The sequence below is a fragment of the Variovorax nitratireducens genome (assembly GCF_051216545.1).
Taxonomy (GTDB): domain Bacteria; phylum Pseudomonadota; class Gammaproteobacteria; order Burkholderiales; family Burkholderiaceae_C; genus Variovorax.
Genome location: NZ_JBPJZO010000004.1, coordinates 181,773 through 207,626 on the forward strand (window position 1 = coordinate 181,773; position 25,854 = coordinate 207,626).

At 67.2% G+C, this 25,854-nt stretch carries 24 protein-coding genes; 15 read left to right on the forward strand and 9 right to left on the reverse strand.

Translation table 11 applies throughout. The features are described from left to right. Nucleotides 1–6 precede the first annotated feature (6 nt). Complete coding sequence (locus ACSFA8_RS12960) at nt 7–369, reverse strand: hypothetical protein (protein WP_435479928.1); 363 nt, start codon at nt 367–369, stop codon at nt 7–9. A gap of 179 nt (nt 370–548) precedes the next feature. Here ACSFA8_RS12960 and ACSFA8_RS12965 point away from each other — a divergent pair, with 179 nt between their 5' ends. Beyond that, nucleotides 549–1,748, forward strand: a complete 1,200-nt coding sequence (locus tag ACSFA8_RS12965) for a glutamate carboxypeptidase (RefSeq protein WP_435479929.1) — start codon at nt 549–551, stop codon at nt 1,746–1,748. A gap of 40 nt (nt 1,749–1,788) precedes the next feature. Here ACSFA8_RS12965 and ACSFA8_RS12970 read toward each other — a convergent pair whose 3' ends face one another. The 4 genes from ACSFA8_RS12970 to ACSFA8_RS12985 are packed head-to-tail and all read right to left on the reverse strand — an operon-like array spanning nt 1,789 to nt 8,374. Beyond that, nucleotides 1,789–4,896, reverse strand: coding sequence for an efflux RND transporter permease subunit (locus ACSFA8_RS12970; protein WP_435479930.1), 3,108 nt, complete (start codon nt 4,894–4,896; stop codon nt 1,789–1,791). Between the two features lie 12 nt (nt 4,897–4,908). After that, nucleotides 4,909–6,087 carry an efflux RND transporter periplasmic adaptor subunit gene (locus tag ACSFA8_RS12975; RefSeq protein WP_435479931.1) on the reverse strand — a complete coding sequence of 393 codons (1,179 nt, stop codon included), beginning with the start codon at nt 6,085–6,087 and terminating at the stop codon, nt 4,909–4,911. Then, nucleotides 6,084–7,619: an efflux transporter outer membrane subunit gene (locus ACSFA8_RS12980; protein ID WP_435479932.1), complete on the reverse strand. Its 1,536-nt coding sequence runs from the start codon at nt 7,617–7,619 to the stop codon at nt 6,084–6,086. The genes ACSFA8_RS12975 and ACSFA8_RS12980 overlap by 4 nt, the downstream gene beginning before the upstream one ends. Further along, nucleotides 7,616–8,374 carry a CerR family C-terminal domain-containing protein gene (locus ACSFA8_RS12985; RefSeq protein WP_435479933.1) on the reverse strand — a complete coding sequence of 253 codons (759 nt, stop codon included), beginning with the start codon at nt 8,372–8,374 and terminating at the stop codon, nt 7,616–7,618. The genes ACSFA8_RS12980 and ACSFA8_RS12985 overlap by 4 nt, the downstream gene beginning before the upstream one ends. Nucleotides 8,375–8,451: 77 nt before the next feature. Between ACSFA8_RS12985 and ACSFA8_RS12990 the strand changes: the two genes are divergently transcribed. The 9 genes from ACSFA8_RS12990 to ACSFA8_RS13030 all read left to right on the forward strand — a co-directional run bounded on the left by ACSFA8_RS12990 (nt 8,452) and on the right by ACSFA8_RS13030 (nt 18,113). Beyond that, nucleotides 8,452–9,984 (forward strand): sigma-54 interaction domain-containing protein, encoded by a 1,533-nt coding sequence (locus ACSFA8_RS12990; RefSeq protein ID WP_435479934.1) that lies wholly within the window; start codon nt 8,452–8,454, stop codon nt 9,982–9,984. 184 nt (nt 9,985–10,168) lie between these two features. Then, nucleotides 10,169–11,356: a substrate-binding domain-containing protein gene (locus ACSFA8_RS12995; protein ID WP_435479935.1), complete on the forward strand. Its 1,188-nt coding sequence runs from the start codon at nt 10,169–10,171 to the stop codon at nt 11,354–11,356. 257 nt (nt 11,357–11,613) lie between these two features. Continuing rightward, complete coding sequence (locus tag ACSFA8_RS13000; protein WP_435479936.1) at nt 11,614–13,071, forward strand: extracellular catalytic domain type 2 short-chain-length polyhydroxyalkanoate depolymerase; 1,458 nt, start codon at nt 11,614–11,616, stop codon at nt 13,069–13,071. Nucleotides 13,072–13,118: 47 nt separating this feature from the next. Further along, entirely contained in the window at nt 13,119–13,883 is a 765-nt protein-coding gene (locus ACSFA8_RS13005; RefSeq protein ID WP_435479937.1) for an ABC transporter ATP-binding protein, read from the forward strand. Beyond that, nucleotides 13,880–14,614, forward strand: a complete 735-nt coding sequence (locus ACSFA8_RS13010) for an ABC transporter ATP-binding protein (protein WP_435479938.1) — start codon at nt 13,880–13,882, stop codon at nt 14,612–14,614. Before ACSFA8_RS13005 ends, ACSFA8_RS13010 begins: the two co-directional genes overlap by 4 nt. Continuing rightward, complete coding sequence (locus ACSFA8_RS13015; RefSeq protein WP_435479939.1) at nt 14,611–15,591, forward strand: branched-chain amino acid ABC transporter permease; 981 nt, start codon at nt 14,611–14,613, stop codon at nt 15,589–15,591. Before ACSFA8_RS13010 ends, ACSFA8_RS13015 begins: the two co-directional genes overlap by 4 nt. Nucleotides 15,592–15,607: 16 nt before the next feature. Continuing rightward, nucleotides 15,608–16,684 (forward strand): branched-chain amino acid ABC transporter permease, encoded by a 1,077-nt coding sequence (locus ACSFA8_RS13020; protein WP_435479940.1) that lies wholly within the window; start codon nt 15,608–15,610, stop codon nt 16,682–16,684. Then, a complete protein-coding gene (locus tag ACSFA8_RS13025) occupies nt 16,681–17,556 on the forward strand; it encodes an alpha/beta fold hydrolase (protein WP_435479941.1) in 876 nt (291 codons plus the stop codon). Before ACSFA8_RS13020 ends, ACSFA8_RS13025 begins: the two co-directional genes overlap by 4 nt. Before the next feature lie 50 nt (nt 17,557–17,606). Further along, the gene (locus ACSFA8_RS13030; protein WP_435479942.1) at nt 17,607–18,113 is read left to right on the forward strand and encodes a DUF1993 domain-containing protein; all 507 of its coding nucleotides are present in this window, start codon (nt 17,607–17,609) and stop codon (nt 18,111–18,113) included. A gap of 81 nt (nt 18,114–18,194) precedes the next feature. On the opposite strand, the gene ACSFA8_RS13035 is transcribed toward ACSFA8_RS13030, so the two are convergent. Together ACSFA8_RS13035 and ACSFA8_RS13040 are read right to left on the reverse strand one after the other, a co-directional pair. Then, entirely contained in the window at nt 18,195–18,467 is a 273-nt protein-coding gene (locus ACSFA8_RS13035) for a hypothetical protein (RefSeq protein ID WP_435479943.1), read from the reverse strand. A 33-nt stretch (nt 18,468–18,500) separates the two neighbouring features. Continuing rightward, on the reverse strand, nt 18,501–18,791 hold the full coding sequence (locus ACSFA8_RS13040; protein WP_435479944.1) for a hypothetical protein: 291 nt from the start codon (nt 18,789–18,791) through the stop codon (nt 18,501–18,503). Between the two features lie 31 nt (nt 18,792–18,822). Here ACSFA8_RS13040 and hppD point away from each other — a divergent pair, with 31 nt between their 5' ends. The 4 genes from hppD to ACSFA8_RS13060 all read left to right on the forward strand — a co-directional run bounded on the left by hppD (nt 18,823) and on the right by ACSFA8_RS13060 (nt 22,702). Continuing rightward, complete coding sequence (gene hppD / locus ACSFA8_RS13045) at nt 18,823–19,908, forward strand: 4-hydroxyphenylpyruvate dioxygenase (RefSeq protein WP_435479945.1); 1,086 nt, start codon at nt 18,823–18,825, stop codon at nt 19,906–19,908. Nucleotides 19,909–19,912: 4 nt separating this feature from the next. Beyond that, nucleotides 19,913–20,830 (forward strand): phenylalanine 4-monooxygenase, encoded by a 918-nt coding sequence (gene phhA / locus ACSFA8_RS13050; RefSeq protein WP_435479946.1) that lies wholly within the window; start codon nt 19,913–19,915, stop codon nt 20,828–20,830. Continuing rightward, nucleotides 20,827–22,179, forward strand: coding sequence for a class II 3-deoxy-7-phosphoheptulonate synthase (locus ACSFA8_RS13055; protein ID WP_435479947.1), 1,353 nt, complete (start codon nt 20,827–20,829; stop codon nt 22,177–22,179). Before phhA ends, ACSFA8_RS13055 begins: the two co-directional genes overlap by 4 nt. 82 nt (nt 22,180–22,261) lie before the next feature. Next, nucleotides 22,262–22,702: a DUF1801 domain-containing protein gene (locus tag ACSFA8_RS13060; protein WP_435479948.1), complete on the forward strand. Its 441-nt coding sequence runs from the start codon at nt 22,262–22,264 to the stop codon at nt 22,700–22,702. A 41-nt stretch (nt 22,703–22,743) separates the two neighbouring features. Here the strand turns inward: ACSFA8_RS13060 and hemH are convergent, their stop codons facing one another. Then, a complete protein-coding gene (hemH, locus tag ACSFA8_RS13065) occupies nt 22,744–23,775 on the reverse strand; it encodes a ferrochelatase (RefSeq protein ID WP_435479949.1) in 1,032 nt (343 codons plus the stop codon). A gap of 15 nt (nt 23,776–23,790) precedes the next feature. Here hemH and ACSFA8_RS13070 point away from each other — a divergent pair, with 15 nt between their 5' ends. After that, a complete protein-coding gene (locus ACSFA8_RS13070) occupies nt 23,791–24,543 on the forward strand; it encodes an HAD family hydrolase (protein WP_435479950.1) in 753 nt (250 codons plus the stop codon). A 51-nt stretch (nt 24,544–24,594) separates the two neighbouring features. Here ACSFA8_RS13070 and hpnE read toward each other — a convergent pair whose 3' ends face one another. After that, nucleotides 24,595–25,851, reverse strand: coding sequence for a hydroxysqualene dehydroxylase HpnE (gene hpnE, locus ACSFA8_RS13075; protein ID WP_435479951.1), 1,257 nt, complete (start codon nt 25,849–25,851; stop codon nt 24,595–24,597). Nucleotides 25,852–25,854 lie beyond the last annotated feature (3 nt).

Below are 25,854 nucleotides of genomic sequence, written 5' to 3' on the forward strand. Positions count from 1 at the left end.
TGGCGGTCAGCGCGGTGCGGTGGTGGTGCTTTCGGCCGATGGCACGACGATCGCGCGGCCATCGCCCGAGGGCCGCGCATCCGCGCCACCCGAACTCGGCACGGTGCCCTCGGGCGCCACCACCGTGGCGCGGCCGTCGCGCGACGTCACGGCCGCTGCCGGCGGCGGGCCGCCCTCGACGCGATCCAGCAAATTGCCTGCCGCACGCACGCAGGCCTCGCGCGCGGGTGCGGCCAGGGTGCCGTCGTTGCAGCGAGCGATCTGCTGTTCGTAGCGTTGCTGCGCTGCACCGGGCTGTGCGGCGGCCAGCGATGTACCGCCCGCCAGCAAGCCGGTCAGGAAAAGAGTGCGAAGACGTTGTGCGCTCATGATTTCATTGTGCGAGCGCAGGCCTTCGGCGGTGTGCGAAGCGGCTGTGTCAGGCGGTAGGCAAAGGGCCCGTCCGGCTCCTCTTCTAAACTGATCCTCTTTTATTTGATGAGGTGTCGATGATGCGGTTTGCATGGAACAGAGGCGGGGCTTCTGCCCGTTGGGTGCGTTGCCTGTCGATGGGACTCGCGGCGGCGGTGTGTTCGTCGCAGTTGCTGGCCGAGCCCAACAAAGACGTCTATGACCGCGCCACGAGCTACAAGGACGAAGCGTTGCTCCTGCTGGAGCGGCTGGTCAACATCGACTCCGGTTCGGCCAATACCGCGGGCCTGGAGCGCGTGCGCGGCGTCGTGGTCGAAGAACTGCAAAAGCTCGGCGGGAAGATCGAAACCTTTCCGGCCACGCCGCACCCCGGCACCAACGTGACCGCCACTTTCGAGGGAACAGGCACCCGGAAGATCCTTCTGATGGCGCACATCGACACTGTGTTCCCGGACGGTACGGCCAAGAACAAGCCGTTCTACATCAAGGATGGGCGCGCCTACGGGCCCGGCGTGATGGACAACAAGGGCGGCGTGGTCGCCGGCCTCTATGCCATCAAGATCCTGAAAGCGCTGAATTTCAAGGACTACGCCCGCCTCACCTTGCTGCTGGACACCAACGAGGAGGTCGGCTCCGTGGACACCTCCGCCCTGATCCGCCGTGTGGCCAAGCAACACGATGTGGTGCTGAACCTGGAGCCCGGCCGGCCGGCCGACGGTTTGGTGCTGTGGCGCAAAGGCAGCGCGACGGCGCTGGTCGAGGTGAAGGGCCGGGCCGCACACGCCGGCGTGGCCCCCGAGAGCGGCCGCAATGCGGCCACCGAAGTGGCCCACCAGGTTCTGCAGCTCGGCAAGCTCGGCGATGCCGAAAAGCTCACTACGATCAACTTCACGGTGCTGACGGCAAACGGGGCGACCAACGTGATTCCCGAGAACGCATCGGCCAAGGGAGATGTTCGCGCGGCCACACGGGAGGAGTTCGATCGCATCGAACGCGACCTGGCCCGTGTTTCGCAAAACAAGCTGATCCCCGACACGCAGGTCAAGACCACGCTATCACGCGGCCTGCCTCCCATGCCGCGGACGCCTGAGGCCGAGGCGCTGGTCAAGACCGCCGAGTCGATCTATGCGGAGATCGGTAAAAAACTGACGATCGAGGGTTCCGGCGGCGCTGCCGATGCGAGTCTGGCGGCCGATGAGGGCGTGCCCACGCTCGACGGTTTCGGCATCGTCGGCGGCGGCATCCACACGCCCGAAGAATATGCGGAGGTCGCCAGCGTGGTGCCGCGCTTCTATCTGCTGACCCGCATGGTGATGGAGCTCAGCAAGAAGCCTTGAGCCCCCGCGGCCCGCGCGGGTTGCGCACCGCGCGGTGGCCTCAGCTGGTCGACGCCTTCAGGTCGTCGTCGATGTGCGGGTCGGCCGGCTGCCCGCGCAGCTTGCGCACCGTGCGCCGCAGCCAGTGCTCGATGTCGTCGATGTAGGTGAACACGGCCGGCACCACCAGCAGGCTCAGCACGGTCGAGGTGATGAGCCCGCCGATCACGGCCACCGCCATCGGCGAGCGGAAGCTCGAATCCGCCGCGCCGAAACCGACCGCGATCGGCAGCATGCCCGCGCCCATCGCGATGGTGGTCATGATGATCGGCCGCGCGCGCTTGTGGCAGGCGTCGCGCAACGCGTCCCAGCGGCTCATGGCGTGGTCGCGGCGCGCGACGATCGCGTACTCCACCAGCAAGATCGAGTTCTTGGTTGCCACGCCCATCAGCATGATCAGCCCGATGAGCGATGGCATCGACAGCGCCTTCTGCGCCACCAGCAGCCCGACGAAGGCGCCCCCCAGCGCCAGCGGCAGCGCGCACAGGATCGTCACCGGGTGCAGGAAGTCCTTGAACAGCAGCACCAGCACGATGTAGATGCACAGCACGCCGGTCAGCATCGCCAGGCCGAAGCTTGCGAACAGCTCGGTCATCACTTCCGCATCGCCGACCTCGGCCACGCGCACGCCGGGCGGCAGGTTGGTGATGGAGGGCAGCTTCATTGCCGCATCCTTCGCGTCGCCCAGGCCCACGCCCGACAGCTCGATCTCGAAGTTGACGTTGCGCGAGCGGTCGTAGCGGTCGATGACGGCCGGGCCGCCTTCCATGGTGAGCTTGGCCACCTGGCCCAGCATCACCGGGCCGCGCGCACTCGGCACGCTCAGCCGCTCCAGCAGCGACAGATCCTGCCGCGCCGAGTCCTCCAGCTTCACCACGATCGGCACCTGCCGCTGCGCCAAGTTGAGCTTGGGCAGCGACACGTCGTAGTCGCCCAGCGTGGCGACGCGCAGCGTCTCGGCAATGGCCGAGCTCGTTACGCCGAGGTCGGCCGCGCGCGCAAAGTCGGGCCGCACCGCGATCTCGGGCCGGATCAGGCTCGCGGTCGAGGTGATGTTGCCGAGGCCGGGAATGGTGCGCAGGTCGCGTTCCACCGCGCGCGCCGCGGTGGTCAACGCGTTGGGGTCGTCTCCGCTCAGCGCCAGGATGTACTTCTCGCCCGAGCCGCCCAGGCCGACCGTGCTGCGCACGCCCGGCAGCGTGTCCAGCGCAGCACGGATCTGGTTCTCGATGACCTGCTTGCGCGGCCGGTCGCCGCGCTCGTCGAGCTGGATGGTGAGCGTGGCCTTGCGCGTTTCGGGCGTGCCGAAGTTGGCGAACGGGTCGCCGCCGGCGCTGCCGCCGCCGACCGTGGTGTAGACGCTCTTCACGTGCTGCACTTCCATCACGCGCCGGCGGGTTTCCTCGGCCGTGGCCGTGGTCTGTGCCAGCGTGGCGCCCGGCGCGAGCGACAGGTACACCTGCGTCTGCGAGTTGTCGTCGGGCGGAATGAAGCCGGTCTTCAGCAGCGGGATCATCGCGAGCGAGCCGAAGAAGAACAGCGTGGCCAGCACCATGGTCATGAAGCGGTGCTTCATGCACCACCCGGCCATGCGCATGTAGATCCTGAGCCAGGCGGCTTCCTTTTCCTGCGCGACCAGCGGCTTGAGGATATAGGCTGCCATCATCGGCGTGAGGACGCGCGCCACCACCAGCGACGCGAACACCGCGAGCGACGCGGTCCAGCCGAACTGCTTGAAGAACTTGCCCGCCACACCGCTCATGAAGGCCGTGGGCAGGAACACCGCAATCAGCGTGAAGGTGGTGGCGATCACCGCGAGCCCGATCTCGTCGGCCGCCTCCATCGCGGCTTCGTAAGGGCTCTTGCCCATGCGCAGGTGCCGCACGATGTTCTCGACCTCGACGATCGCGTCGTCCACCAGTATCCCGACCACCAGCGACAGCGCCAGCAGCGAAATCACGTTGACCGAAAAGCCCAGCAGATGCATGCCGATGAACGCCGGAATCACCGACATCGGCAGCGCCACGGCCGTGACGAAGGTCGCGCGCCAGTCGCGCAGGAACAGCCACACCACCAGCACCGCGAGGATGGCGCCTTCGTACAGCAGGTGCAGCGAGCCGTTGTATTCCTCTTCCACAGGCGTCACGAAGTTGAAGGCTTCGTGCAGCGCGATGTCGGGGTGCTGCAGGCGCATTTCGCCCAGCGCCTTCTGGATTGCGGCACCCACCTCGACCTCGCTCGCGCCGCGGCTGCGCGCCACTTCGAAGCCGACTACCGGCTTGCCGTCGAGCAACGCGGCGGCGCGCGGCTCGGCGACGGTGTCGCTCACGCGGGCCACCTGGTCGAGCCGGATGCGGCGGCCGTCCGACAGCGCAATCTGCAGGTCGGCCAGTTCGGCCGCCGACTGCACCGTGGCCAGCGTGCGCACCGGCTGCTCGCTGCCGCCCAGGTCGGTGCGGCCACCGGCGCTTTCGGTCTGCACCTGGCGCAACTGGCGCGAGATGTCGGCCGCGCTCGCGCCCAGCGCCTGCAGCTTGGCCGGATCCAGGTCCACATGCACCTGGCGCGTGACGCCGCCCACGCGGTTGACCGCGCCCACGCCCGGCAGTGCGAGCAGCTTCTTGGTGATGTCGTTGTCGACGAACCAGCTCAGCGCCTCGGGGTCGAGCTTGTTCGATGCAATGGTGAAAGCCAGCACCGGTTGCGCCGCGAAGTCGAGCTTGGTGACGACCGGGTCGCGCACGTCGGCGGGCAGGTCGGAGCGCACCTTCTGCACGGCGGAGCGCACGTCGTCGACCGCTTCCTGCACCGGCTTTTCGAGGCGGAACTCGACGATCAGCGTGGCCGCGCCGTCCTGCACCTTGGTCGTGATGTGCTTCAGGCCCTGGATGGTGGCGATGGAATTCTCGAGCTTGCGCGCCACGTCGGTTTCGAGCTGCGAAGGCGCGGCGCCCGGCAGCGCGGCCGACACCGTCACGGTCGGCAGGTCGATGTCCGGAAAGTTCTGCACCTTCATCGCGTTGAACGACAGCAGCCCACCGAAGGTGAGCAGCACGAACAGCATCACCGCGGGAATCGGGTTGCGTATGGACCAGGCGGAGACATTCATGGCGTGCCTTCCTTACTTGGCCGCGACGGGGGCGCCCGCCGGCGCCGGGGCGTCCACCACGCGCACCAGGTCGCCGTCGTTCAGGAAGCCCGCGCCTTGCACCACCACCCTCGCATTGGCAGGCATCTTCGTCAGCACCTCGACGCGGTCGCCCACGCGCCGGCCGGTTTCGATCTTGAGCTGGGTCACCCGGTTGTCCGGCTGCAGCAGCAGCAGGAAGTTGAAGCCGTCGCGCGGCACGATCGATGCCTGCGGCACCGTCCACGCATTGCTGCGACCCAGCTGGAAGTCGCCGCGCGCGAACATGCCGGCCTTCAAGGCGCTCGTGCCCGTGTTCTGCAGCAAGCCGGGTAGATCCACGTACACCAGCGCCGCGCGTGTCTGCGGGTCGACCGTTGGAGCGATGGTGCGCACCTTGCCCGGCACCTGGGCGCCACTGGCGCTGACCACCACCACGGGCGTGCCGACCGCGACGCTCCCCAGTTCGGCCGAGGTGACTTCGGCGCGCCATTCGAGCCGGCCCTGGCGAATCAGCTTGAACAACTCGGTACCGGCCGAGACCACGCCGCCGACCGTGGCCGTGCGCGACGAGATCACGCCGTCGTCGGGCGCCAGCACCTGCGTGTTGCGGCCGCGCACCTGCTGTGCTGCCAGCACCGCCTCGGCCGCTTCGACCTTGGCCTTGGCGGTTTGCTCGGTGGTCTGGTACTGGTTGATCTGCTGCTGGCTCAGCGCGCCGGTCTTTTCGAGCGTGCGTGCGCGCGCGGCGTTGCCGGCCGCATCGGCCGCGTTGGCCCTGGCCTCGGCCAGCGACGCCTTCGCCTGCGCCACGTCGGCATTGATGGTCTCGGGCGCGAAGGTGGCCAGCACCTGGCCGCGCTTGACCACATCGCCGACGTTCACGCGCACTTCGGCCAGCCGCAGCCCGTTCGACTCGGAGCCCACGCTGGCCTCCTGCCAGGCGGCGACGTTGCCGTTGGCTGCGAGCGTCATGGTCAGCTCGGTCTGCTCGGGCTGCGCCACGGTGACGGTGAGCGTCGGCCGTGCCGGGGCGGCACCGGCCTTGCTGGCGGCCGCGGGCGCGCTGGCCGCGTCGGGCTTCTTCTTCATGACGAAGAAGGCGCCGGCGACGATGAGCACCAGCACGATGGCGGCGATGACGAGGGTAGAGCGTTTGATCTTGGTGTTCATGGCGACTTGGTCGTTGTCGTTTCTTGTTGGGTCATTGCGAGGGGTGCGGCAGCGCCGGGCCGGGCCCAGCCGCCGCCCATCGCGCGGTAAAGCGCCACCCAGGCCTCGGCCCGTTCGCGCTGCAGCGCCACGCGCGCCGTTTGCGCGGTGAGCAGCGTGCGGCGCGAATCTTCGAGCTCGAACAGGCTGGCCAGGCCGCTGTCGTAGCGCGCCTGCGTGGCGTTGAACGAGGCCTGGTAGTTCTGCACCGCCGTGTCGGCGTCGCCGGTGCGGCTGGCCGTGCTGTCGAGGTTGAGCAGCGCCTCCTCGACCTCGCGCACCGCCTGCCGCACGCTGCCGCGGTAGAGCGATGCCATCTCGTCGTAGCGCCCGCGGGCCGCTTCGGCATTGGCCTTGTACGCGCCGCCATCGAGGATCGGCACGGTCAGCGACACCGGGCCCACGCTCCAGGTGTCGAGTGTCTGGCGGGTGCCCTGCGTGCGGATCTGCAGCCGGCCGATCGAGCCCGTGAGCGACAGTCGCGGATAGCGCTGCGCTTCGGCCTCGCCGACATCGGCGCTGGCTGCCGCCACGTCGAGCTCGGCCGAGTACACGTCAGGCCGCTGCGCGAGTGCTTCGGCCGGTACGCTGGCAACCGACTGGATGGCCGGCAGTGCGCGGTCGACCGGCGCGGCGGCCAGCTTCTGTTCGAGCGCGCGGGCCTCGATGCCGGTCAGCGCGACCAGCCCGGCACGCGACACCGCGCAGGTGGCGCGCTGCTGCGTGAGCCGGCCTGCGGCATCGGCCGCACTGGCGCGTGCCAGTGCTGCATCGGCCGGCGCGGTGAAGCCCGCGCGCATCGACAGGTCGTTGAGCCGCGACGTCTCGGCCCGCGAGCGCGTGTCGTTTTCGGCCACTGCCAGTTGCCGCTCGCAGGCGCGTTCGCTGAAGTAGAGGTTGGCCGTGTCGGCCGCCACCGAGACGCGCGCCTGGTGCCACTTGGCATCGGCGCCCGCGAGCCGCAGCGACGCCGCATCGCGCCCGGAGCGCAGCTTGCCGAATAGGTCGATTTCCCAGCTCGACTGCAGGCCGGCCTGCAAGGTGGTCATCGGCGGGATCGACGCGGACGACGTGCTGCTGCTGCTCGTGGAGGAAGACGTGCCGGCGCTCGAGCTGCCGGATTGCGAATTGCTGCGCGTCGCCGACAGCGTGCCGCTCAGGCTCGGCAGCAGCGCGGCACCTGCCGCCACGCTGGTGGCACGCGCGTCGCCGATGCGCGCCGCCGCGCTCGCGAGCGTGGGGCTGGCGGCCTCGGCCGCTTCGATCAGCTCCACCAGCAACGGATCATCGAGCTGGCGCCACCAGTCGGCCAGCGCCGCCGGCGAGCCCGCATGGGGCAGGGCGGCCGAGCCGCCCGGCGGCGGCAGCGGCGCGTTCCATTGCGCCGGGATGGGGGCGGGCGCCGCCGAGGGCGGGCGCGTCAGGCTGCAGGCGCCGAGTGCCAATGGCACACAAACGGCTGCACCCAGCAGCTGGAATCTGCGAAGGCTCATGGGACTTGCTTCTTCTCTGTCTTTTTGCGGGTCGAAGGCGCCCGCTTGGGGTTGGAGGACGCGCGCTTCGTGGGCTGCGCAACCTTTTTTTCTTCGCTTCGGCGTTGTGCCTCCGAAGCGACCACGGCAAGAGCGTAACTGACCAGGCGGTCAGTCCATGTATCGATTTGCTGCCCCGATTGAAGCAGCGAGGGGCGCATGAAGTCGATTACCTCCTGCATAACGAACATCTGGATCGCCATGCCCGCCACCGAGAACGCAAGCCGGTGCATGTCGTCGTCGACCTTGGGCACCTGCAGGTGCCGGCACAGCACGCCCACCAGCGCCTCGTGCGGCGCCTGGATGTCGCGCTCCAGCTCGGTCTTCCACTGGCTCGTGGGCTCGATCATTTCCCGCATGTGCAGCCGCATGCACTGCCGCGCGACCGCGCCGTTCTTGAGCGGCGCGAGGTACCCCGCCATGAAGATGCGCAGCGCCTCTTCCAGTGAAATGCCGGGCGCCGAGAACCGCGCCGTCAGTTCGCGCGGATCGCCGCCCATCGGTTCGGTGAAGGTCGCGGCATAGAGCCCGGCCTTGTCGCCGAAGTAGTAGCTGATCGCTGCGATGTTGGCGTTGGCCGCCAGCGCAATCTCACGTGTGGAGGTCTTGGCGAAGCCCTTTTCGGCGAACAGCGCAAGGGCGGCGAGCAGGATACGGTTGCGGGCTTCGATGCCGTCGGCGCGGGTGGGGTGGGGTGGCGGGATGAAGGCGGGCATGGAACCGCATTGAAGCACATAAATCAATCGATTGATTGACTTAGCATGCTAAATCGCATGGATATTACGATCCCGCCATGCCTCCGCCCGTCGCACCCCCCACTCTCCCCCTCGACGCCGCCGCCATCCACGCGCTCGCCGCGCGTTCGATGTTCCATCTGTTCTCCAGCATCAGCCAGGGCATGTTCCTGGTCGATCGCAGCGGGCGCATCGTGTGGGTGAACGAGGGCTACAAGCGCTTTCTGCCGTTGCTGGGGTTCTCGTCGGTCGACCAGTTCCTCGGGCAAATGGTCGAAGACGTGATTCCCAACACGCAGATGCGGCAGGTGCTCGAAACGGGCAAGCCGATCCTGATCGATCTGCTCACCAACAAGGCGGGCACGTTCGTGGTCAGCCGCATCCCGCTGCACGAGGAACGCGAAGGTGACGAAGGCTACGTGCTGGGCGACGTGATCGGCGCCATCGGCATCGTGCTGTTCGACCATCCCGAGACCACGCTGCAGCCGCTCATCAGCAAGTTCGCGATGCTGCAGCGCGACCTGGATGACGCGCGGCGCGAGCTGGCCTCGCAGCGCGCCAATCCGCTGCTGCAGCACTCGCCCGACGGGCAGCGCCGCGCCAAGTACACCTTTGCCAGCTTCATCGGCAGCAGCCCGGCGGCGGTGGACGTCAAGCGCCATGCGCGCCGTGCGGCGCAGTCGTCGAGCCCGGTGCTGCTGCTGGGCGAAACGGGCACCGGCAAGGAGTTGCTGGCGCATGCCATCCACACCGCGTCGGCGCGGGCCAGTGGGCCGTTCGTCAGCCTCAACATCGCGGCCGTGCCCGACACGCTGCTCGAGTCCGAGTTCTTCGGTTTTGCGCCCGGAGCCTTCACCGGTGCCGACCGCAAGGGGCGCGAAGGCAAGTTCAAGCTGGCCGACGGCGGGACGTTGTTTCTCGACGAGATCGGCGACATGCCGATGGGCCTGCAGGCCAAGCTGCTGCGTGCGCTGCAGGAGGGCGAGATCGAGCCGCTCGGCTCCAACAAGCTGGTGGCGTTCGACGCGCGCGTGATCGCGGCCACCTCGCGTGACCTGGCTGCGCTGGTGCGCGACGGGCGCTTTCGCGAAGACCTTTACTACCGCCTCAACGTGCTGCCATTGCGCGTGCCGCCACTGCGCGAGCGGCGCGGCGACATCCCCGCACTGGTCGAGGCGCTGAGCGAAGACATGGCGCTGCGCAGCGGCGACGCGCCGCCCGAACTGATGCCCGACGCGCTGGCGCTGCTGGCCGCGCAGCACTGGCGCGGCAACACGCGCGAACTGCGCAACGTGCTCGAACAACTCAGCATGCGCAGCGACATGCAGCGCATCGACGCGGACGAGATCAAGCGCGTGCTGGCCGAAACCGGGCTGGAGAAGATCGCCGCGCCCGAGCCCCTCGCTTCTTCGGCCAGCGGTGCCGATGAAGCCGCCAGCCTGCTGCGCCCGCTGGCCGAGCAGATTGCCGAACTGGAGCGCCGCGCCATCGATGCGGCGATGGCGTCCACCGGCGGCAACAAGCTGGCCGCCTCGCGCTTGCTGGGCATCTCGCGCGCGACGCTTTACGACCGGATGACGACGACCGGCTGAGTGCCCCGCGGGGCGCTGGAAAACCCTGAACAAAGATCAGACAACTGTCTGGATTGAAGGCATTCCGACCGTCTGCAGGCCACACAAAGGCAGAGGGCTCCAAGGGAAATCCCTTTGAAATCAACAGGGTGGCGGTTGGCATGAACTGTGCAATATTCAGTCATTCCAACCAGGAGACACATCCATGATCCGTCGCCACCTCATCGCGGCCGCCGCCGTGAGCACGATTGCCGCTGCCGTACCGGCCCACGCGCAGTCCAACGAAATCCGTATCGCCCACATCTACAGCAAGACCGGCCCGCTCGAGGCCTACGGCAAGCAGACCGCGGTCGGCCTGCAGATGGGTCTGGAGTACGCCACGGGCGGCACCATGATGGTCAACGGCAAGAAGATCGTGCTGATCGAAAAGGACGACCAGGGCAAGCCCGACCTGGGCAAGTCGCTGCTCGCCGCCGCGTACTCGGATGACAAGGCCGCGCTGGCGATCGGCCCGACCTCGTCGGGCGTGGCGCTCGCGATGCTGCCGGTGGCCGAGGAGTACAAGAAGATCCTGATCGTCGAGCCTGCGGTGGCCGACTCGATCACCGGCGACAAGTGGAACAAGTACATCTTCCGCACCGGGCGCAACAGCTCGCAGGACGCGATCTCCAACGCCGTGGCAATCGACAAGCCGGGCGTCACTGTCGCCACGCTCGCCCAGGACAACGCCTTCGGCCGCGATGGTGTGAAGGCTTTCTCCAGCGCGATCAAGAAAGCCAAGCTCGCGCACGAGGAATACCTGCCGCCCGCGACCACCGACTTCACGGCCGGCGCGCAGCGCCTGATCGACAAGCTCAAGGATCAGCCGGGCCGCAAGATCATCTGGATCGTGTGGGCCGGCGCCGGCAACCCATTCAAGATCGTCGATTTGGATCTGAAGCGCTACGGCATCGAAATCGCCACCGGCGGCAACATTTTGCCGGCCATGGCGGCCTACAAGTCACTGCCGGGCATGGAAGGCGCGGCGTACTACTACTTCGGCATTCCGAAGAACCCGGTCAACGAGGCGTTGGTGGCGCAGCACTACCAGCAGTTCAAGACGCCGCCGGACTTCTTCACCGCCGGCGGATTCTCGGCCGCGATGGCTGCCGTCACTGCACTCAGGAAGACGAGCGGCGACGCCAGCGCCAACAAGCTCATCCCCGCCATGGAAGGCATGAGCTTCGACACGCCCAAGGGCAAGATGACCTTCCGCAAGGAAGACCATCAGGCAATGCAGTCGATGTACCACTTCAAGATCAAGGTCGACCCGGCGTTTGCGTGGGGCGTGCCCGAGCTTGTTCACGAGATCAAGCCCGAAGAGATGGACATCCCCATCAAGAACAAGAAATAGGCTCGCCCCCAGGCTGCGCGCACTTCGTGTCGCTGCGCCAACCCCCTACCGGGGGCAACACCAGCGGCCCGGCGAAGCCGGTTCCGCGGTGTTTCTTGAATGTTCATGCCGCGCCGGAGGAAGCGCAGCGCCATGTTCCGCCCCGGGTGGCCGCCGGGCGGAGCGGCAGCTTGCACCCTCGCGGCGCGAGCGCGGCGCCGCCAACGGCCGATTCGTCAGCAAGCAAGCGTTCGACATACCTACACGAGGAGACAGCGATGGCAGCGATGCGATGGAAAAGCTGGAAGGGATGGGCCGCGGCCACGGCGATCACGATGGCGGCGCAGTTCGCGACGGCGGCGGTGCCGCTGCCGGGGCTGGGCGCCAACCCGGCGGAGGTGAGCGTGTCCGGCCTGTCCGCGGGTGGCTTCATGGCGGTGCAACTGCATGTGGCCTATTCGGCCACCTTCAAGCGCGGCGCCGGCGTGGTGGCCGGCGGGCCGTATTACTGCGCCGAGGGCTCGGTGGTCAATGCCACGGGGCGCTGCATGACGCACAGCACCAGCATCCCGGTCTCGACGCTCGTGAGCACCACCAACAGCTGGGCCGCCAGCGGTGCGATCGACCCGGTGTCGAACCTGGGCGCATCGAAGGTTTACCTGTTCTCCGGCACCTCGGACAACACCGTCAAGCAGGCGGTGATGGACGACCTCAAGACCTACTACCAGAGCTTCGTGCCTGCGGCCAACACGGTCTACAAGAACAACATCGGTTCCGGCCACGCGATGGTCACCGACGACTATGGCGGCGCCTGCAGCACCACCGCCGCGCCCTACATCAACAACTGCGGCTTCGATCTGGCGGGCGAGATCCTGCAGCAGCTCTACGGGCCTCTGAACCCGCGCAACAACAGCACGCTGGGCGGCAGCTTCACCGAGTTCAACCAGTCGGAGTTCATCACCGGCCACGGCGTGGCCGCCACCGGCTGGATCTACGTGCCGCAGGCCTGCACCACGACCTCGTGCCGCGTGCACCTGGTGCTGCACGGCTGCAAGCAGAACTACACCGACGTGAGCGACCAGTACGTGCGCAAGACCGGCTACAACCGCTGGGCCGACACCAACAACATCGTCCTGATCTACCCGCAGACCAGCACCGCCGCGACCAACAGCTGCTGGGACTGGTGGGGCTACGACAGCGCGAACTACGCGAAGAAGTCGGGCCCCCAGATGGCGGCGCTCAAGGCCATGGTCGATCGCGTGACCGGCTCCGGCGGCGGCTCGTCGCTGCCGGCGCCGACCGGCGTGGGCACCTCGGGCGCGACCAGCAGCAGCATGGTGATCGGCTGGAACGGCGTCGCGGGCGCCAGTGGCTACAACGTCTATCGCGGCGGCAGCAAGGTCAATGCCGCGCCCGTCGCCGCCACCAGCTACACCGACAGCGGCCTGAGCGCGTCCACCACCTACAGCTGGACGGTGACCGCACTGAACGCCAGCAACGTCGAGGGTGCAATGTCGACCGCGGCCACCGGCGCCACCACCGCGGGCAGCGGCGGCGGCGGGGGAACCTGCTACACCGCCAGCAACTACGCGCACACGCTGGCCGGGCGCGCCTATGCGTTGTGGGGCTTCACCTATGCCTCCGGTTCGGCGCAGGCCATGGGCCTGTGGAACATCTACGTCACCACCACGCTGAAGCAGACCGGACCCGGCTACTACGTGATCGGCAGCTGCTGAGGCCACTCGCCGCCGACCCACTTTTGATTTTTTGCAAATGACCAACGATGCTTGAGACCCGAGACCTGACCATCCGCTTCGGCGGGCATGTGGCCGTCAACAACGTGAGCTGCGCCTTCGCGCCGGGCACGCTGACGGCCATCGTCGGCCCGAACGGTGCGGGCAAGACCACCTACTTCAACCTGATCTCGGGCCAGCTCAAGGCGAGCGCGGGCACGGTGCTGCTCGATGGGAAATCGCTTGCGGGCATGTCGCCGTCGGCGCGCACGCACGCGGGGCTGGGCCGCGCGTTTCAGCTGACCAACCTGTTCCCGAACCTCACGGTGCTGGAGAACGTGCGCCTGGCCGTGCAGGCCACGCGCGACGGCGCGCACCGGCGCGGCCTCAACCTGTGGAGCATCTGGAGCGATCACCGCGCGCTGACCGCACGGGCCGACGAACTGCTCGCGCAGATCAACCTGAAGGCGAAGGAACACGCCACCGTGGCGAGCCTCCCTCACGGCGACCAGCGCAAGCTCGAAGTGGCATTGCTGATGGCGCTGGAGCCCAAGGTGTTCATGTTCGATGAACCGACCGCCGGCATGAACGCGGCCGAGGCGCCGGTCATCCTCGACCTGATCCGCCAGCTGAAGCAGGACAAGACCAAGACCATCCTGCTGGTCGAACACAAGATGGACGTGGTGCGCGAGCTTGCCGACCGCATCATCGTGCTGCACAACGGCACGTTGGTGGCCGACGGCGAGCCGGCCGAGGTGATCGCCTCGCCGGTGGTGCAAGAGGCCTACCTGGGCATTGCGAAGGAGGCTGCATGAGTGCCAACCTGTTGGAGCTGCAAGGCGTGCACACGCACATCGGGGCGTACCACATCCTGCATGGCGTCGACCTCGCCGTGCCCCGTGGCCAGCTCACCATGCTGCTCGGGCGCAACGGCGCCGGCAAGACCACCACGCTGCGAACCATCATGGGCCTGTGGCATGCGTCGCAGGGCAGGGTGCGCTTCGGCCATGGCGCGGTTCGGGACATCACGGCCATGCGCACGCCCGACATCGCCGCGCTCGGCATTGCCTACGTGCCCGAGACCATGGGCATCTTCTCCGACCTCACGGTCAAGGAGAACATGCTGCTCGCCGCGCGCAGCGCGAAGAATGCCGATGGCATCGACGACACGCGGCTGAAGTGGATCTTCAAGCTCTTCCCCGCGGTGGAGAAGTTCTGGAACCACCCGGCCGGCAAGCTCTCGGGCGGGCAGAAGCAGATGCTGGCCGTGTCGCGCGCGATCGTCGAGCCGCGCGAGCTGCTCATCATCGACGAGCCCAGCAAAGGCCTGGCGCCCGTGGTGATCAACAACATGATCGACGCCTTCGCCGAGCTGAAGGCGAGCGGCGTGACGATCCTGCTGGTGGAGCAGAACATCAACTTCGCGCAGCGCCTGGGCGACACCGTGGCCGTGATGGACAACGGCCGCGTGGTGCACAGCGGCAGCATGGCCGCGTTCTCGGCCGATGCGCAACTGCAGCAATCGCTGCTTGGACTGGCGTTATGAAACTGGATTTCGACTGGAAGCCCCTGCTTCTCGCCCCCATCCTCGCGCTGGTCGCGCTGCCGCTCACGGGCTCGTTCTCGACCTGGCTCACCCTCACGGTGGCGGGCCTGGCGATGGGCATGATCATCTTCATCATCGCCTCGGGCCTGACGCTGGTGTTCGGGCTGATGGACGTACTCAATTTCGGCCACGGCGTGTTCATCGCGCTCGGTGCCTTCGTGGCCAGCAGCGTGCTCGGCCTGATGGGCGACTGGACGGGCTCGGGCGAGCTGTGGCGCAACCTGGTGGCGGTGTTCCCGGCGATGCTGGTTGCGATGGCGGTGGCCGGTGTGGTCGGCCTCGCGTTCGAGCGCTTCATCGTGCGGCCGGTGTACGGCCAGCACCTCAAGCAGATCCTCATCACGATGGGCGGCATGATCATCGGCGAGGAACTGATCAAGGTGATCTGGGGCCCGGCGCAGATTCCGCTGCCCTTGCCCGAAGCCTTGCGCGGCTCGGTGCTGGTGGCCGATGCGGCCATCGGCAAGTACCGGCTGCTCGCGGTGGTGGTCGGCCTCGTGGTGTTCGGCCTGCTGGCCTGGACGCTGGGCCGCACCAAGATCGGCCTGCTGATCCGCGCCGGCGTGCAGGATCGCGAGATGGTCGAGTCGCTCGGCTACCGCATCGGCCGGCTGTTTGTCGGCGTGTTCGTCGTCGGCAGCGCGCTGGCGGGTCTCGGCGGCGTGATGTGGGGGCTGTTCCAGCAGAACCTGGTGCCGCAGATGGGCGCACAGGTCAACGTGCTGATCTTCATCGTGATCATCATCGGCGGGCTGGGCTCGACCGGCGGGGCGCTCATTGGCGCGCTGCTGGTGGGGCTCATGACCAACTACATCGGGTTTCTCGTGCCCACGCTCACGCAGTTTGCGAGCATTTTCCTGATGGTGGCCGTGCTGCTGTGGCGGCCGCAGGGCGTGTACCCGGTCGCGAACCGCTGAAGAAGAGACCTCGACCATGTTCCTGAAACGCCTTCTCTCCAACGACACGCCGCGCAGCCGCCTGCTCGCGCTGCTGCTGGTCGTGCTGTTCATCGCGCTGGCCTTTGCGCCTTTCATCTTCCCGGGGGTCAAGGCGCTCAGCGTTGCCGCCAAGGTGCTGGTGTTCGTCGTGCTGGTGGCGAGCTTCGACTTGCTGCTGGGCTACACCGGCATCGTGAGCTTCGCGCACACCATGTTCTTCGGCATCGGTGCCTACGGCATCGCGATCTCGGCGACGCGGCTCGGCGCCGGATGGGGTGCGCTGCTGACCGGGCTGGGGGTGTCGCTCGCGGTGTCGCTGGTGCTGTCCTTCGCGATCGGGCTGTTCTCGCTGCGGGTGCGCGCGATCTTCTTCGCGATGATCACGCTGGCGGTGGCGTCGGCGTTCCAGACGCTGGCCTCGCAGCTGTCGGACTTCACCGGTGGCGAGGACGGCCTGACCTTCAAGCTGCCGGAGCTGATCTCGCCGAGCTTCGAGTTTGCCGACGAGCCGTTTCTCGGCGTCTCGCTCGACGGGCGGCTGCTGTGCTACTACATGCTGTTCGTGGTGGCCGTGGTGCTGGTGTTGGCGCTGCTGCGCATCGTGAACTCGCCGTTCGGCCGCGTGCTGCAGGCGATCCGCGAGAACGAGTTCCGTGCCGAGGCCATCGGCTACCGCGTGGTGGTGTACCGCACTACCGCCGCCGTGCTGTCGGCGCTGTTCGCCACGTTGGCCGGCGCGATGCTCGCGATCTGGCTGCGCTACAACGGGCCCGACACCTCGCTGAGCTTCGAGATCATGGTCGACGTGCTGCTGATCGTGGTGATCGGAGGCATGGGCACGATTTACGGCGCGGTGATCGGCGCCACCTTGTTCGTGGTGGCGCAGAGCTACCTGCAGGACTTGCTGCGGCTCGGCAGCGAGGCTGCGAGCGGGTTGCCATGGCTTTCTGCGCTGCTGTCGCCCGACCGCTGGCTGTTGTGGCTCGGGGTGCTGTTCGTGCTGTCGGTGTATTACTTCCCGACCGGCATCGTCGGCCGCCTGCGGGCGAGGGCGTTGGGGTCGCCGAGATGAACATGCCGTCATCGAACTACGTGCAGCTTCTTGGCCGCGAGATCCACTTCATGGATTGGGGCCCGCACGACGGCGAAGTCATCGTGGCCTGGCATGGGCTGGCGCGCACGGGGCGCGACATGGACGAACTGGCACTGCACTTTGCCGAGCGGGGCTTTCGCGTGCTGTGCCCCGACACCATCGGCCGGGGCCTGAGCCAGTGGAGCACGGCGCCTGACGACGAGTACCAGCTCTCGTTCTACGCGCAGCTCGCCGACGCGTTCTGCGAGCAGCTTGGGCTCGACCGCCTGCATTGGGTCGGCACCTCGATGGGCGGCGCGATCGGTATGGTGTGCGCGTCGGGGCTGGCGCAGCCGCGCATGAAGCAGCGCATCGCCAGCCTGGTGCTCAACGACAACGCGCCCGAGGTCGCGCAGTCGGCCATCGAACGCATCCGCTCCTATGCCGGCAGCCCGCCGGCCTTCGACAGCGTGATGGAGCTCGAAGCCTTCTTCCGCACCGTCTACAAGCCCTACGGCTGGCTCAGCGACGCGCAGTGGCGCCGCCTGACCGAAACATCGACACGCCGCCTGCCGGACGGCCGTGTGACGCCACACTACGACCCGGCGATGGTGCGGCAGTTTGTCGCGCATCCGGACGACTACAGAATCTGGCCGCACTACGACGCGATCGACGCGCCGGTTTTGTGCCTGCGCGGGATCGATTCCGATCTGGTGCGACCCGAAACCCTCGTCGCGATGCGCGGCCGCGGCCCCGGCGCGCGCGGCGGGCTGGAGGTGCTGGAGGTGCCGGGCTGCGGCCATGCGCCGGCGCTCAACGTGCCTGGGCATCTGGAGCCGATCGAGGCTTTCATTCGCGCCGCTGCAGGCTGAGCGGGTTCGCGCCACAATCGCGCGCCAACCACACAGCAGAAAAGCCAGCCATGTCCCTCTCGATGTACGACGCCTCCGTCACCGTCTTCCTGCACAACCTGAAGCAGCTCTCGCACCTGCTCGACAAGGGCCTGGCGCATGCGCAGGCCACAGGCATCGATCCGGCCACGCTGGTGCAGGCCAGGCTGGCCGAAGACATGCGTCCGCTGTCGTTCCAGATCCAGAGCGCGAGCGACGCGAGCAAGCTGGCCGTGGTGCGCCTCACCGGCGTCGAGGCGCCGAGCTTTGCCGACACCGAAACCACCTTCGAAGAACTGCAGGCGCGCATCGCCAACACGCGAGGCTGGCTGCAGAGCGTGCCGCGCGAAGCTTTCGAAGGCAGCGAAGAGCGCGCCATCACCATGAGGGCCGGCGCCACCGAACTCGCCTTTGTCGGCCAGTCCTATCTGCTGCACTTTGCGCTGCCGAACTTCTTCTTTCACGTGACGACCGCCTACGACATCCTGCGCCACAAGGGCGTGCCGATCGGCAAGCGCGACTACCTTGGCCGCGCCTGAGCGGCGCCCGCAGCCCCAGTGCGGGCCTCAGTGCCGGGTTGCTGGGGCGTCGCCAATATCGCGGAGTTGAAGAGAAGGATTTCAGCCAAGGCTGGCCGGATCGGCGTGCGCGGGCGATACGCTTTTTTTCGTATGCGCGGCTGATGGCTGCGTAGCGGCGCCCGGATGCACCAGCACCCAGAGAATGCGGCACTGGCCGACCAGCAACGCCGCCAGCAGCAGCATGCCGAGCGGCCCGAAGTCGCCGCGCACGCCCATGAATGCCTCGAACAACAGCGATGCGACGGCGCCCAGCGCGACGATGCAGGCGAGCAGGGCCAGGACGGTGACAGCAACCTTGAAGACGTGTTTCATGTACCGTGAGAATGGCGCCTCCGGCAGTCGCGGTCAATTCGCCGGATGGTGCAGTGCGACATCTTCCGTTCGCAATAGGCCACGCCGCCAAAGCGGCAGTTGCGTCGTCGACAGCACCTGCTTCAACACCATAAAGGTGCCCCAGGGTGAATCCGCCAGCGCCCTGATCATGATCATGAAGGTGCTGAACAGCGGGATCATCTGGGTGGGGTGCGTGCCATTGCGCAATGGAAAACCCCGAAAAAGACGGATTCCTGCATGGCGATCGATGGTCGCCTGCAGATTGCAGGAATGCTGCGCAGCCCACTGCGTAGCATCTGTCAACCCGATTCAACGCCCCTCGCTGGAGACCCACATGACCGATTTGTTCGAAAACCCGATGGGCCTGATGGGCTTCGAGTTCGTCGAGTTCGCCTCGCCGACGCCCAACACGCTGGAGCCCTTTTTCGAGAGGCTGGGCTTCTCGCTGGTGGCCAAGCACCGTTCCAAGGATGTCGTGCTGTACCGCCAGGGGGACATCAACTTCATCGTCAACCGCGAACCGAACAGCCCGGCCGCGTATTTCGCCGCCGAGCACGGGCCTTCGGCCTGCGGCATGGCGTTTCGCGTCAAGGATTCGCACAAGGCCTACGCCCGCGCGCTGGAACTGGGCGCGCAGCCGATCGAGATTGCAACCGGCCCGATGGAGCTGCGCCTGCCTGCCATCAAGGGCATTGGCGGTGCGCCGCTGTACCTGATCGACCGCTTCGAGGACGGTAAGTCGATCTACGACATCGACTTCGAGTTCATCGAGGGCGTGGAGCGCCATCCGCCGGGCCACGGCCTGAAGGTGATCGACCACCTGACGCACAACGTCTACCGCGGCCGCATGACCTTCTGGGCCAACTTCTACGAGAAGATCTTCAACTTCCGCGAGATCCGTTACTTCGACATCCAGGGCGAGTACACGGGCCTCACGTCCAAGGCGCTGACGGCGCCCGACGGCAAGATCCGCATCCCGCTGAACGAAGAATCGTCCAAGGGCTCGGGCCAGATCGAGGAGTACCTCATGAAGTTCAACGGTGAAGGCATCCAGCACATCGCCCTCCTGAGCGACAACCTGATCGACACCATCGACCAGATCGGGCTTGCCGGCGTTCCGCTGATGACCGCACCCAACGACATCTACTACGAGATGCTCGAGACGCGCCTGCCGGGCCACGGCGAGCCGATCGCCGAACTGCAGGCCCGGGGCATCCTGCTGGACGGCACCACCGAAGGTGGCCAGCCGCGCCTGCTGCTGCAGATTTTTTCGGAGACGGCGTTCGGCGGCCCGGTGTTCTTCGAGTTCATCCAGCGCAAGGGCGACTACAGCGACGGTTTCGGCGAGGGCAACTTCAAGGCTCTGTTCCAGTCGATCGAGCGCGACCAGGTGCGGCGCGGCGTGCTGCAGACCAGCTGACACCATGCTGCAGCAACTCAAAGAGTTGGACACCGACATGGCCAAGACGAAACATGGCCTGGCCGCTGGCGATGCGGCCCGGCCCGAACGCGCGGACTGGACCATCGACCAGGGCTGGGACGCCTACACCGGCGCCGAACACGGCGTCTGGAAAACCCTGTTCGAACGTCAGTCGAAATTGCTGCCCGGCCGCGCTTGCGACGAGTTCGTCGAAGGCATGCGCAACCTGCCGATCGGGGCCGACGAGATTCCCGATTTCCGCAGGCTGAGCGATGTCCTCATGAAAAAGACCGGTTGGCAGGTGGTGGCGGTGCCGGGCCTGGTGCCCGACGAGGTGTTCTTTGAACATCTGGCACACCGGCGCTTTCCGGCCGGCCACTTCATCCGCAAGCCGAACGAGCTGGACTACCTGGAAGAGCCCGACGTGTTCCACGACGTGTTCGGCCATGTGCCCATGCTCATGAATCCGGCCATTGCGGACTACATCCAGGCCTATGGCGAAGGCGGCCTGCGCGCGCAAAAGCTCGGCGTGCTCGACAAGCTCGCGCGTGTGTACTGGTACACGGTCGAGTTCGGTCTCCTCAAGCAGGCCGACGGCCTGCGCATCTACGGTGCCGGCATCGCCTCGTCGTTCACCGAGACGGTTTTCTCGCTGGACGACGCATCGCCCAATCGCATCGGCTTCGATCTTGAGCGCGTCATGCGAACCAACTACCGGATCGACGATTTTCAGGAAAGCTACTTCGTCATCGACAACCTCGATCAGCTGCTCGAACTCGCAAGGATCGACTTCGCGCCGCTGTACCAGCGCATCGCCGGGCAGCCCGACTACCAGCCGGGCACGGTGCTCGCGTCAGACGCCGTGCTCGCGAGAGGCACCGGCCGGTATCACGACGCCAAGCGCGCTGGCGCGAAAGCATGAGTCTTGTCTGGCAGCCATCCTCCTGGAGAAGTCACACCGCACTGCAGATGCCGTCGTACCCCGACACGGGTGCGCTGCAGGAGACGGAGCGGCGCCTCTCCGGCCTGCCGTCACTGATCTTTCCGGGTGAAATCTCGCAGCTGCGTGAGCGTCTCGCGGCCGTGTCCCGGGGCGAGGCCTTCCTGTTGCAGGGCGGGGATTGCGCCGAGAGCTTCGACGAATACGGCCAGGGGCCAGTGGAGTCCACCTTTCGCGTGATCCTTCAGATGGCCGTCGTGCTGACCTACGCCGCGGCCTGCCCGGTGGTGAAAGTCGGGCGCATTGCCGGGCAGTTCGCCAAACCGCGTTCCTCCGACACGGAAGTGCAGGACGGGGTGGCATTGCCCTCCTACCGCGGGGACATCATCAACGGCAGTGCGTTCACGGCGGACGCGCGGCAGCCTGACCCCACTCGGCTGCTGACGGCGTACTCGCATTCAGCGACCACGCTGAACCTGCTGCGCGCCCTGGCCCAGGGCGGCTTTGCCGATCTGCACGAAGTGCATCGATGGACTGCGGACTTCGTCCGCTCGAGTCCGCAGGGCGAGCGCTTCGAAGAACTCGCCGATCGCATCACCCAGTCGTTGGCGTTCATGGAAGCGTGCGGGTTCGACGCCCGCCGGACGCCGCAACTGCACGCGGTCGAGTTCTACACCTCGCACGAGGCCTTGCTCCTGCACTACGAGGAGGCGCTGACGCGCTTCAGCGAGCGGAGTGGCAGCTGGTACGGCGGCTCGGCTCACATGCTCTGGCTGGGCGAGCGCACGCGCCGGCTCGATGGTGCCCATGTCGAGTACTTGCGCGGCCTGGGCAACGCGATCGGTGTGAAGCTGGGGCCATCCGCCAGCCCGGACGATGTGCTTCGACTCATGGATGTACTGGATCCAGATCAGGAGCCCGGCCGGTTGGTGCTGATCACGCGCATGGGAAGCGACAGGGTGGCGGATCGATTGCCGCCTCTGCTGCGTGCCGTTCGCCGCGCCGGACGCACGCCCGTGTGGTGTTGCGACCCGATGCACGGCAACACCGTGACCTCGTCCAACGGCTTCAAGACCCGCGACTTCGAACGCATCCTCCAGGAACTCCGAGGCTTCTTTGCCGCGCACGGACAGGAAGGCACCTACGCCGGAGGCTTGCATTTCGAGATGACCGGGCAGGACGTCACCGAATGCCGCGGTGGCGCGCAGGAACTGACCGACGAAGGGCTGTCGGCACGCTACCGGAGTGCCTGCGATCCACGACTGAATGGGTCGCAGAGCTTGGAATTGGCGTTCCAGATTGCGGCCGTGCTCAAGGCTGCACGCAAGTAGCGCCCGACCGATGCGATCGAGTGGTGATCGGGGAGGAGCGGGCCCCGTTGAAGTCGGGCTGCAGAACTTCTAGGATGAGGCCATGAAAAAATCGGACACCAGCCAAGGCCAGTCGGCATCGCAACTCATCTCGAACAGAATCGCCGAACTTGGGGACTGGCGCGGTGAAGCGCTTGCCAGGATGCGCAAGCTCATCAAGGAAGCAGACCCGGGCGTCGTCGAGGAGTGGAAGTGGATGGGCACGCCGGTCTGGTCGCACGACGGCATCCTCTGCACTGGCGAATCCTACAAGGACAAGGTGAAGCTGACCTTCGCCAAGGGCGCGTCCCTGAAAGATCCGGCCCGTCTCTTCAACGCGAGCCTCGACGGAAACGCACGCCGCGCGATCGACATCCACGAAGGGGGAGAAGTTGACGAGTCCGCCTTCAAGGCGCTCGTTCGCCAAGCGATCGACCTCAACAGTTCCGGCAAGTCGAAACCTAGCCGCGATCGAACTGGCGAGCGTGTTCCACCGCGTACTTGATCAGCTCGGCCTGCCCCTTGATGCCTTCGTACAGTCGCCGCTCAGGCGGCGTGGGTCGGCCAGCCGGCCAGGTTGCGTTCGGCAACGGCGCATAGCGCCGTGATCCAGGCCGGGCTGTCGTTCAGCGCCGGGATGTAGTGAAACTCCTTGCCGCCCGCCTGCAGAAAGGCGTCGCGGCCTTCCATCGCAATCTCTTCGAGCGTCTCGAGGCAGTCGGCAGGAAAGCCCGGGCAGATCACGTCGACGCGGCCGGTGCCGCCGGCGCCGAGCAGGCGCAGCGTCGGCTCGGTGTAGGGCTCCAGCCAGGTGGCACGGCCGAAGCGCGACTGGAACGTCACGCGATGCTGGTCGGGCGACAGCTGCAGCCGTTCGGCCAGCAGGCGCGCAGTTTCGAGGCATTGCGTCTGGTAAGGATCGCCGAGCTGGATGTTGCGCGCCGGGATGCCGTGAAAGCTCATCACCAGCTGATCGGGCTTGCCGTGGTGTTGCCAGTGCGCGAGCACGCTTTGCGCAAGCGCCTCGATATAAAGCGGCTCGTCGTGGTACTGGTTGACGAAGCGCAGCTCCGGCAGCCGCCGCAGCTTGCGCGTCCAGTCGTTCACCGCGTCGATCACGCTGGCGGTGGTGGTGGCGGAGTACTGCGGGTAGGCCTGCAGCACCAGCACGCGCGTGACGCCTTCGGCCTTGAGCGCGTCGAGCTGCGAGGCGATCGACGGGCTGGCATAGCGCATCGCATCTCGAACAATCACGCGGTGGCCGCGCTCGCCGAGCCAACCGGCCAGCAGCACGGCCTGCCTGTGCGTCCAGACCTTGAGCGGCGAGCCTTCGGGCAGCCATACGCTCGCGTACTTGGCGGCCGATTGGGCTGGCCGCGTGCGCAGGATGATGCCGTGCAGGACGAGGCACCAGATGGCGCGCGGAATCTCGACCACGCGGTGGTCGTGCAGAAACTGCGAGAGGTAGGGCCGCACGGCGCGGGCGGTGGGTTCGTCGGGCGATCCAAGGTTGCACCAGAGCACGGCGACGCGCTCGTCGGCAGGAGAAACTGCAGGCGGTTCAGGGCGAAAGGGCATGCGGTATTCTGAGGCATGACCTCTGCCGGCCTGGCTCCCATGCTCGATGTGAAACGCATCGCCGCGATATCGCTCGATCTCGACGACACGCTCTGGCCGATCTGGCCGACCATCGAATACGCCGAGCGCACATTGCATAAATGGCTGGACACTTCGGCGCCGCGAACCGCGGCCTTGCTGATCACGCCGGGCGTGTTGCGCGAGCTGCGCGAAGCCACAGTCAGGGAGCGCTCCGACCTGGCGCACGACATGAGCGCGCTGCGGCTCGAATCGATCCGCGCCGCGCTGAAGCGGGGCGGTGAAGATCCGACGCTGGCCGAGCCGGCGTTCGAGGTTTTTTTTGCTGCGCGGCAGAAGGTCAAGCTCTACGACGATGCCTTGCCCGCACTCAAGTGGCTCAGCGAGCGGTACCCGCTGGTGGCGGTGTCCAACGGCAACGCCGACATCCACCGCACCGGCGTCGGCCGCTGGTTTCGCACCGCATTCAATGCGCGCGACTTCGGCAGCGGCAAGCCGCATGCGCCGATCTTCCGCGCCGCGGCGGCGTCAGTCGGCCTGCTGCCGCGCGACATCCTGCATGTGGGCGACGACGCCGAGCTCGACGTGGTGGGCGCACTCAACGCCGGCATGCAGGCGGCCTGGCTGGTGCGCGCCGGCGGCGATGCGGTGCAGCCCTGGCCGCACGATGCACGGCCGCAGCTCATCGTGCCCAACCTGCATGCGCTGTGCCTGGCGCTGGAGGCTGGGCAGGGCGAGTCGACCCACTGAAGCCACGCCCCCGCGCTTCAACAATCCACCCGTCGAAGTACGAGGGTTGCGCTAGACCGTATGCGCTACGCCGCTCAGCACCGCGCCTTCGAGTGTCGCGGGGTAGGGGCCTTCGACGTAGTCGCCGCAAGCGCTCAGTCCCGGCGCGATCTGCATCGGCGGGCGCTGCAGGCCCGGCGTGCAGGCGAAGGTGGCACGTTTCTCGACCACCGTCTGCAGCACGCGCGGATGGCGGCAGTCCAGTTGGGCCGCGGCCTGCGCGCAGACCTGCGCTTCGAGCGCAGCGCGCTCGGTGCTGCTCGCGCTGACCACCATCGCCCACAGACCGGCCGGGCCGCCGAGCTGGCCGCGGTCGAACACGAACTGCGCGGGCGCATCGGGCGTCGAGCGCAGCGCGAGCATGGGTTCGGGCAGGCGGTGGCCGCCTTCGAGGTAGACGGTGGTGATGGCCTCGAAGCGCAGCGCGCGGGCCTGCGCGCACCAGGCCGTGGCGTCGACACCGCTGGCCTCGGCCAGTCGCGCGGCTTCCGCAGGCGGGCAGGCCAGCAGTACCGTGTCGAAGCGTTCGTCGTCGACGCGCCAGCGCCCGCCTGTGTCTGGCGCAATGGCGTGGACGCGATGGCCGAGCGCGACGCGGCCGCCGCGCTCGCGGATCCAGCGTGCCGCGGCCTCGGGAAACAGCACGCCGAGGTCTTGCCGGGGCAGCAGCAGGTTGGAGCCGCCGCTCACGCCGAACATCGCGTCACGCAGCACGCGCAGGAAGACCTGGCCGCTGGCTTTGGCGGCCGGCGTGTTGAGGGCCGAGACGCAGAGCGGATCGATCATTTCGTCGCGTACGCGCGGCGTGAGCGCCGCGCAGAGTTCGGCCACCGAGCGTTGCGCATCGCAGCTGAATCCGGCGCGCTGCCAGCCGCTGGCGGTGCGCAGCAGCGTGAGCTTGTCGCGCCAGGACCAGCCGCGTGCGCCGAGGATGCCGGCCAGGGCATCGAGCGGCGCAGGCAGCTTCGGAAACCGCAATCCGGTGCCGTCCGGGAACACCAGCGCCAGCGGCGTGCGCAGCAGCGCTGCGTCGACATCGATGCCGACCGTCCGCATCAGGCGCAAGGTCTCGCTGTAGGCGCCGATCAAAATGTGCTGGCCGTTGTCGAGCGTGATGGCGGTTCCGTCGGCCAGGACGGCCGGCAAGCCGCGCGCACGGCCGCCGAGTGCGCGCGAAGCTTCGAACACCGTGACCTGGTGGCCTGCTTCCGAGGCCGTGACCGCAGCCGCCAGGCCGGCCCAGCCGGCGCCGATGACCGCGAGTTTCATGGC

Excerpts from the sequence above, each read along its gene's own strand:
- ACSFA8_RS12980 (WP_435479932.1), bottom strand. The coding sequence starts at position 7,619 with ATGAGCCTTCGCAGATTCCAGCTGCTGGGTGCAGCCGTTTGTGTGCCA.
- phhA (WP_435479946.1), top strand. The coding sequence starts at position 19,913 with ATGCTGCAGCAACTCAAAGAGTTGGACACCGACATGGCCAAGACGAAA.
- ACSFA8_RS12965 (WP_435479929.1), top strand. The coding sequence starts at position 549 with ATGGGACTCGCGGCGGCGGTGTGTTCGTCGCAGTTGCTGGCCGAGCCC.
- ACSFA8_RS12975 (WP_435479931.1), bottom strand. The coding sequence starts at position 6,087 with ATGAACACCAAGATCAAACGCTCTACCCTCGTCATCGCCGCCATCGTG.
- ACSFA8_RS13060 (WP_435479948.1), top strand. The coding sequence starts at position 22,262 with ATGAAAAAATCGGACACCAGCCAAGGCCAGTCGGCATCGCAACTCATC.
- hpnE (WP_435479951.1), bottom strand. The coding sequence starts at position 25,851 with ATGAAACTCGCGGTCATCGGCGCCGGCTGGGCCGGCCTGGCGGCTGCG.
- ACSFA8_RS13030 (WP_435479942.1), top strand. The coding sequence starts at position 17,607 with ATGTCCCTCTCGATGTACGACGCCTCCGTCACCGTCTTCCTGCACAAC.
- ACSFA8_RS12995 (WP_435479935.1), top strand. The coding sequence starts at position 10,169 with ATGATCCGTCGCCACCTCATCGCGGCCGCCGCCGTGAGCACGATTGCC.
- hppD (WP_435479945.1), top strand. The coding sequence starts at position 18,823 with ATGACCGATTTGTTCGAAAACCCGATGGGCCTGATGGGCTTCGAGTTC.
- ACSFA8_RS12960 (WP_435479928.1), bottom strand. The coding sequence starts at position 369 with ATGAGCGCACAACGTCTTCGCACTCTTTTCCTGACCGGCTTGCTGGCG.
- ACSFA8_RS13005 (WP_435479937.1), top strand. The coding sequence starts at position 13,119 with ATGCTTGAGACCCGAGACCTGACCATCCGCTTCGGCGGGCATGTGGCC.
- ACSFA8_RS13000 (WP_435479936.1), top strand. The coding sequence starts at position 11,614 with ATGGCAGCGATGCGATGGAAAAGCTGGAAGGGATGGGCCGCGGCCACG.
- ACSFA8_RS13055 (WP_435479947.1), top strand. The coding sequence starts at position 20,827 with ATGAGTCTTGTCTGGCAGCCATCCTCCTGGAGAAGTCACACCGCACTG.
- ACSFA8_RS13070 (WP_435479950.1), top strand. The coding sequence starts at position 23,791 with ATGACCTCTGCCGGCCTGGCTCCCATGCTCGATGTGAAACGCATCGCC.
- ACSFA8_RS13020 (WP_435479940.1), top strand. The coding sequence starts at position 15,608 with ATGTTCCTGAAACGCCTTCTCTCCAACGACACGCCGCGCAGCCGCCTG.
- hemH (WP_435479949.1), bottom strand. The coding sequence starts at position 23,775 with ATGCCCTTTCGCCCTGAACCGCCTGCAGTTTCTCCTGCCGACGAGCGC.
- ACSFA8_RS12990 (WP_435479934.1), top strand. The coding sequence starts at position 8,452 with ATGCCTCCGCCCGTCGCACCCCCCACTCTCCCCCTCGACGCCGCCGCC.
- ACSFA8_RS13010 (WP_435479938.1), top strand. The coding sequence starts at position 13,880 with ATGAGTGCCAACCTGTTGGAGCTGCAAGGCGTGCACACGCACATCGGG.
- ACSFA8_RS13025 (WP_435479941.1), top strand. The coding sequence starts at position 16,681 with ATGAACATGCCGTCATCGAACTACGTGCAGCTTCTTGGCCGCGAGATC.
- ACSFA8_RS13015 (WP_435479939.1), top strand. The coding sequence starts at position 14,611 with ATGAAACTGGATTTCGACTGGAAGCCCCTGCTTCTCGCCCCCATCCTC.
- ACSFA8_RS13035 (WP_435479943.1), bottom strand. The coding sequence starts at position 18,467 with ATGAAACACGTCTTCAAGGTTGCTGTCACCGTCCTGGCCCTGCTCGCC.
- ACSFA8_RS12970 (WP_435479930.1), bottom strand. The coding sequence starts at position 4,896 with ATGAATGTCTCCGCCTGGTCCATACGCAACCCGATTCCCGCGGTGATG.
- ACSFA8_RS12985 (WP_435479933.1), bottom strand. The coding sequence starts at position 8,374 with ATGCCCGCCTTCATCCCGCCACCCCACCCCACCCGCGCCGACGGCATC.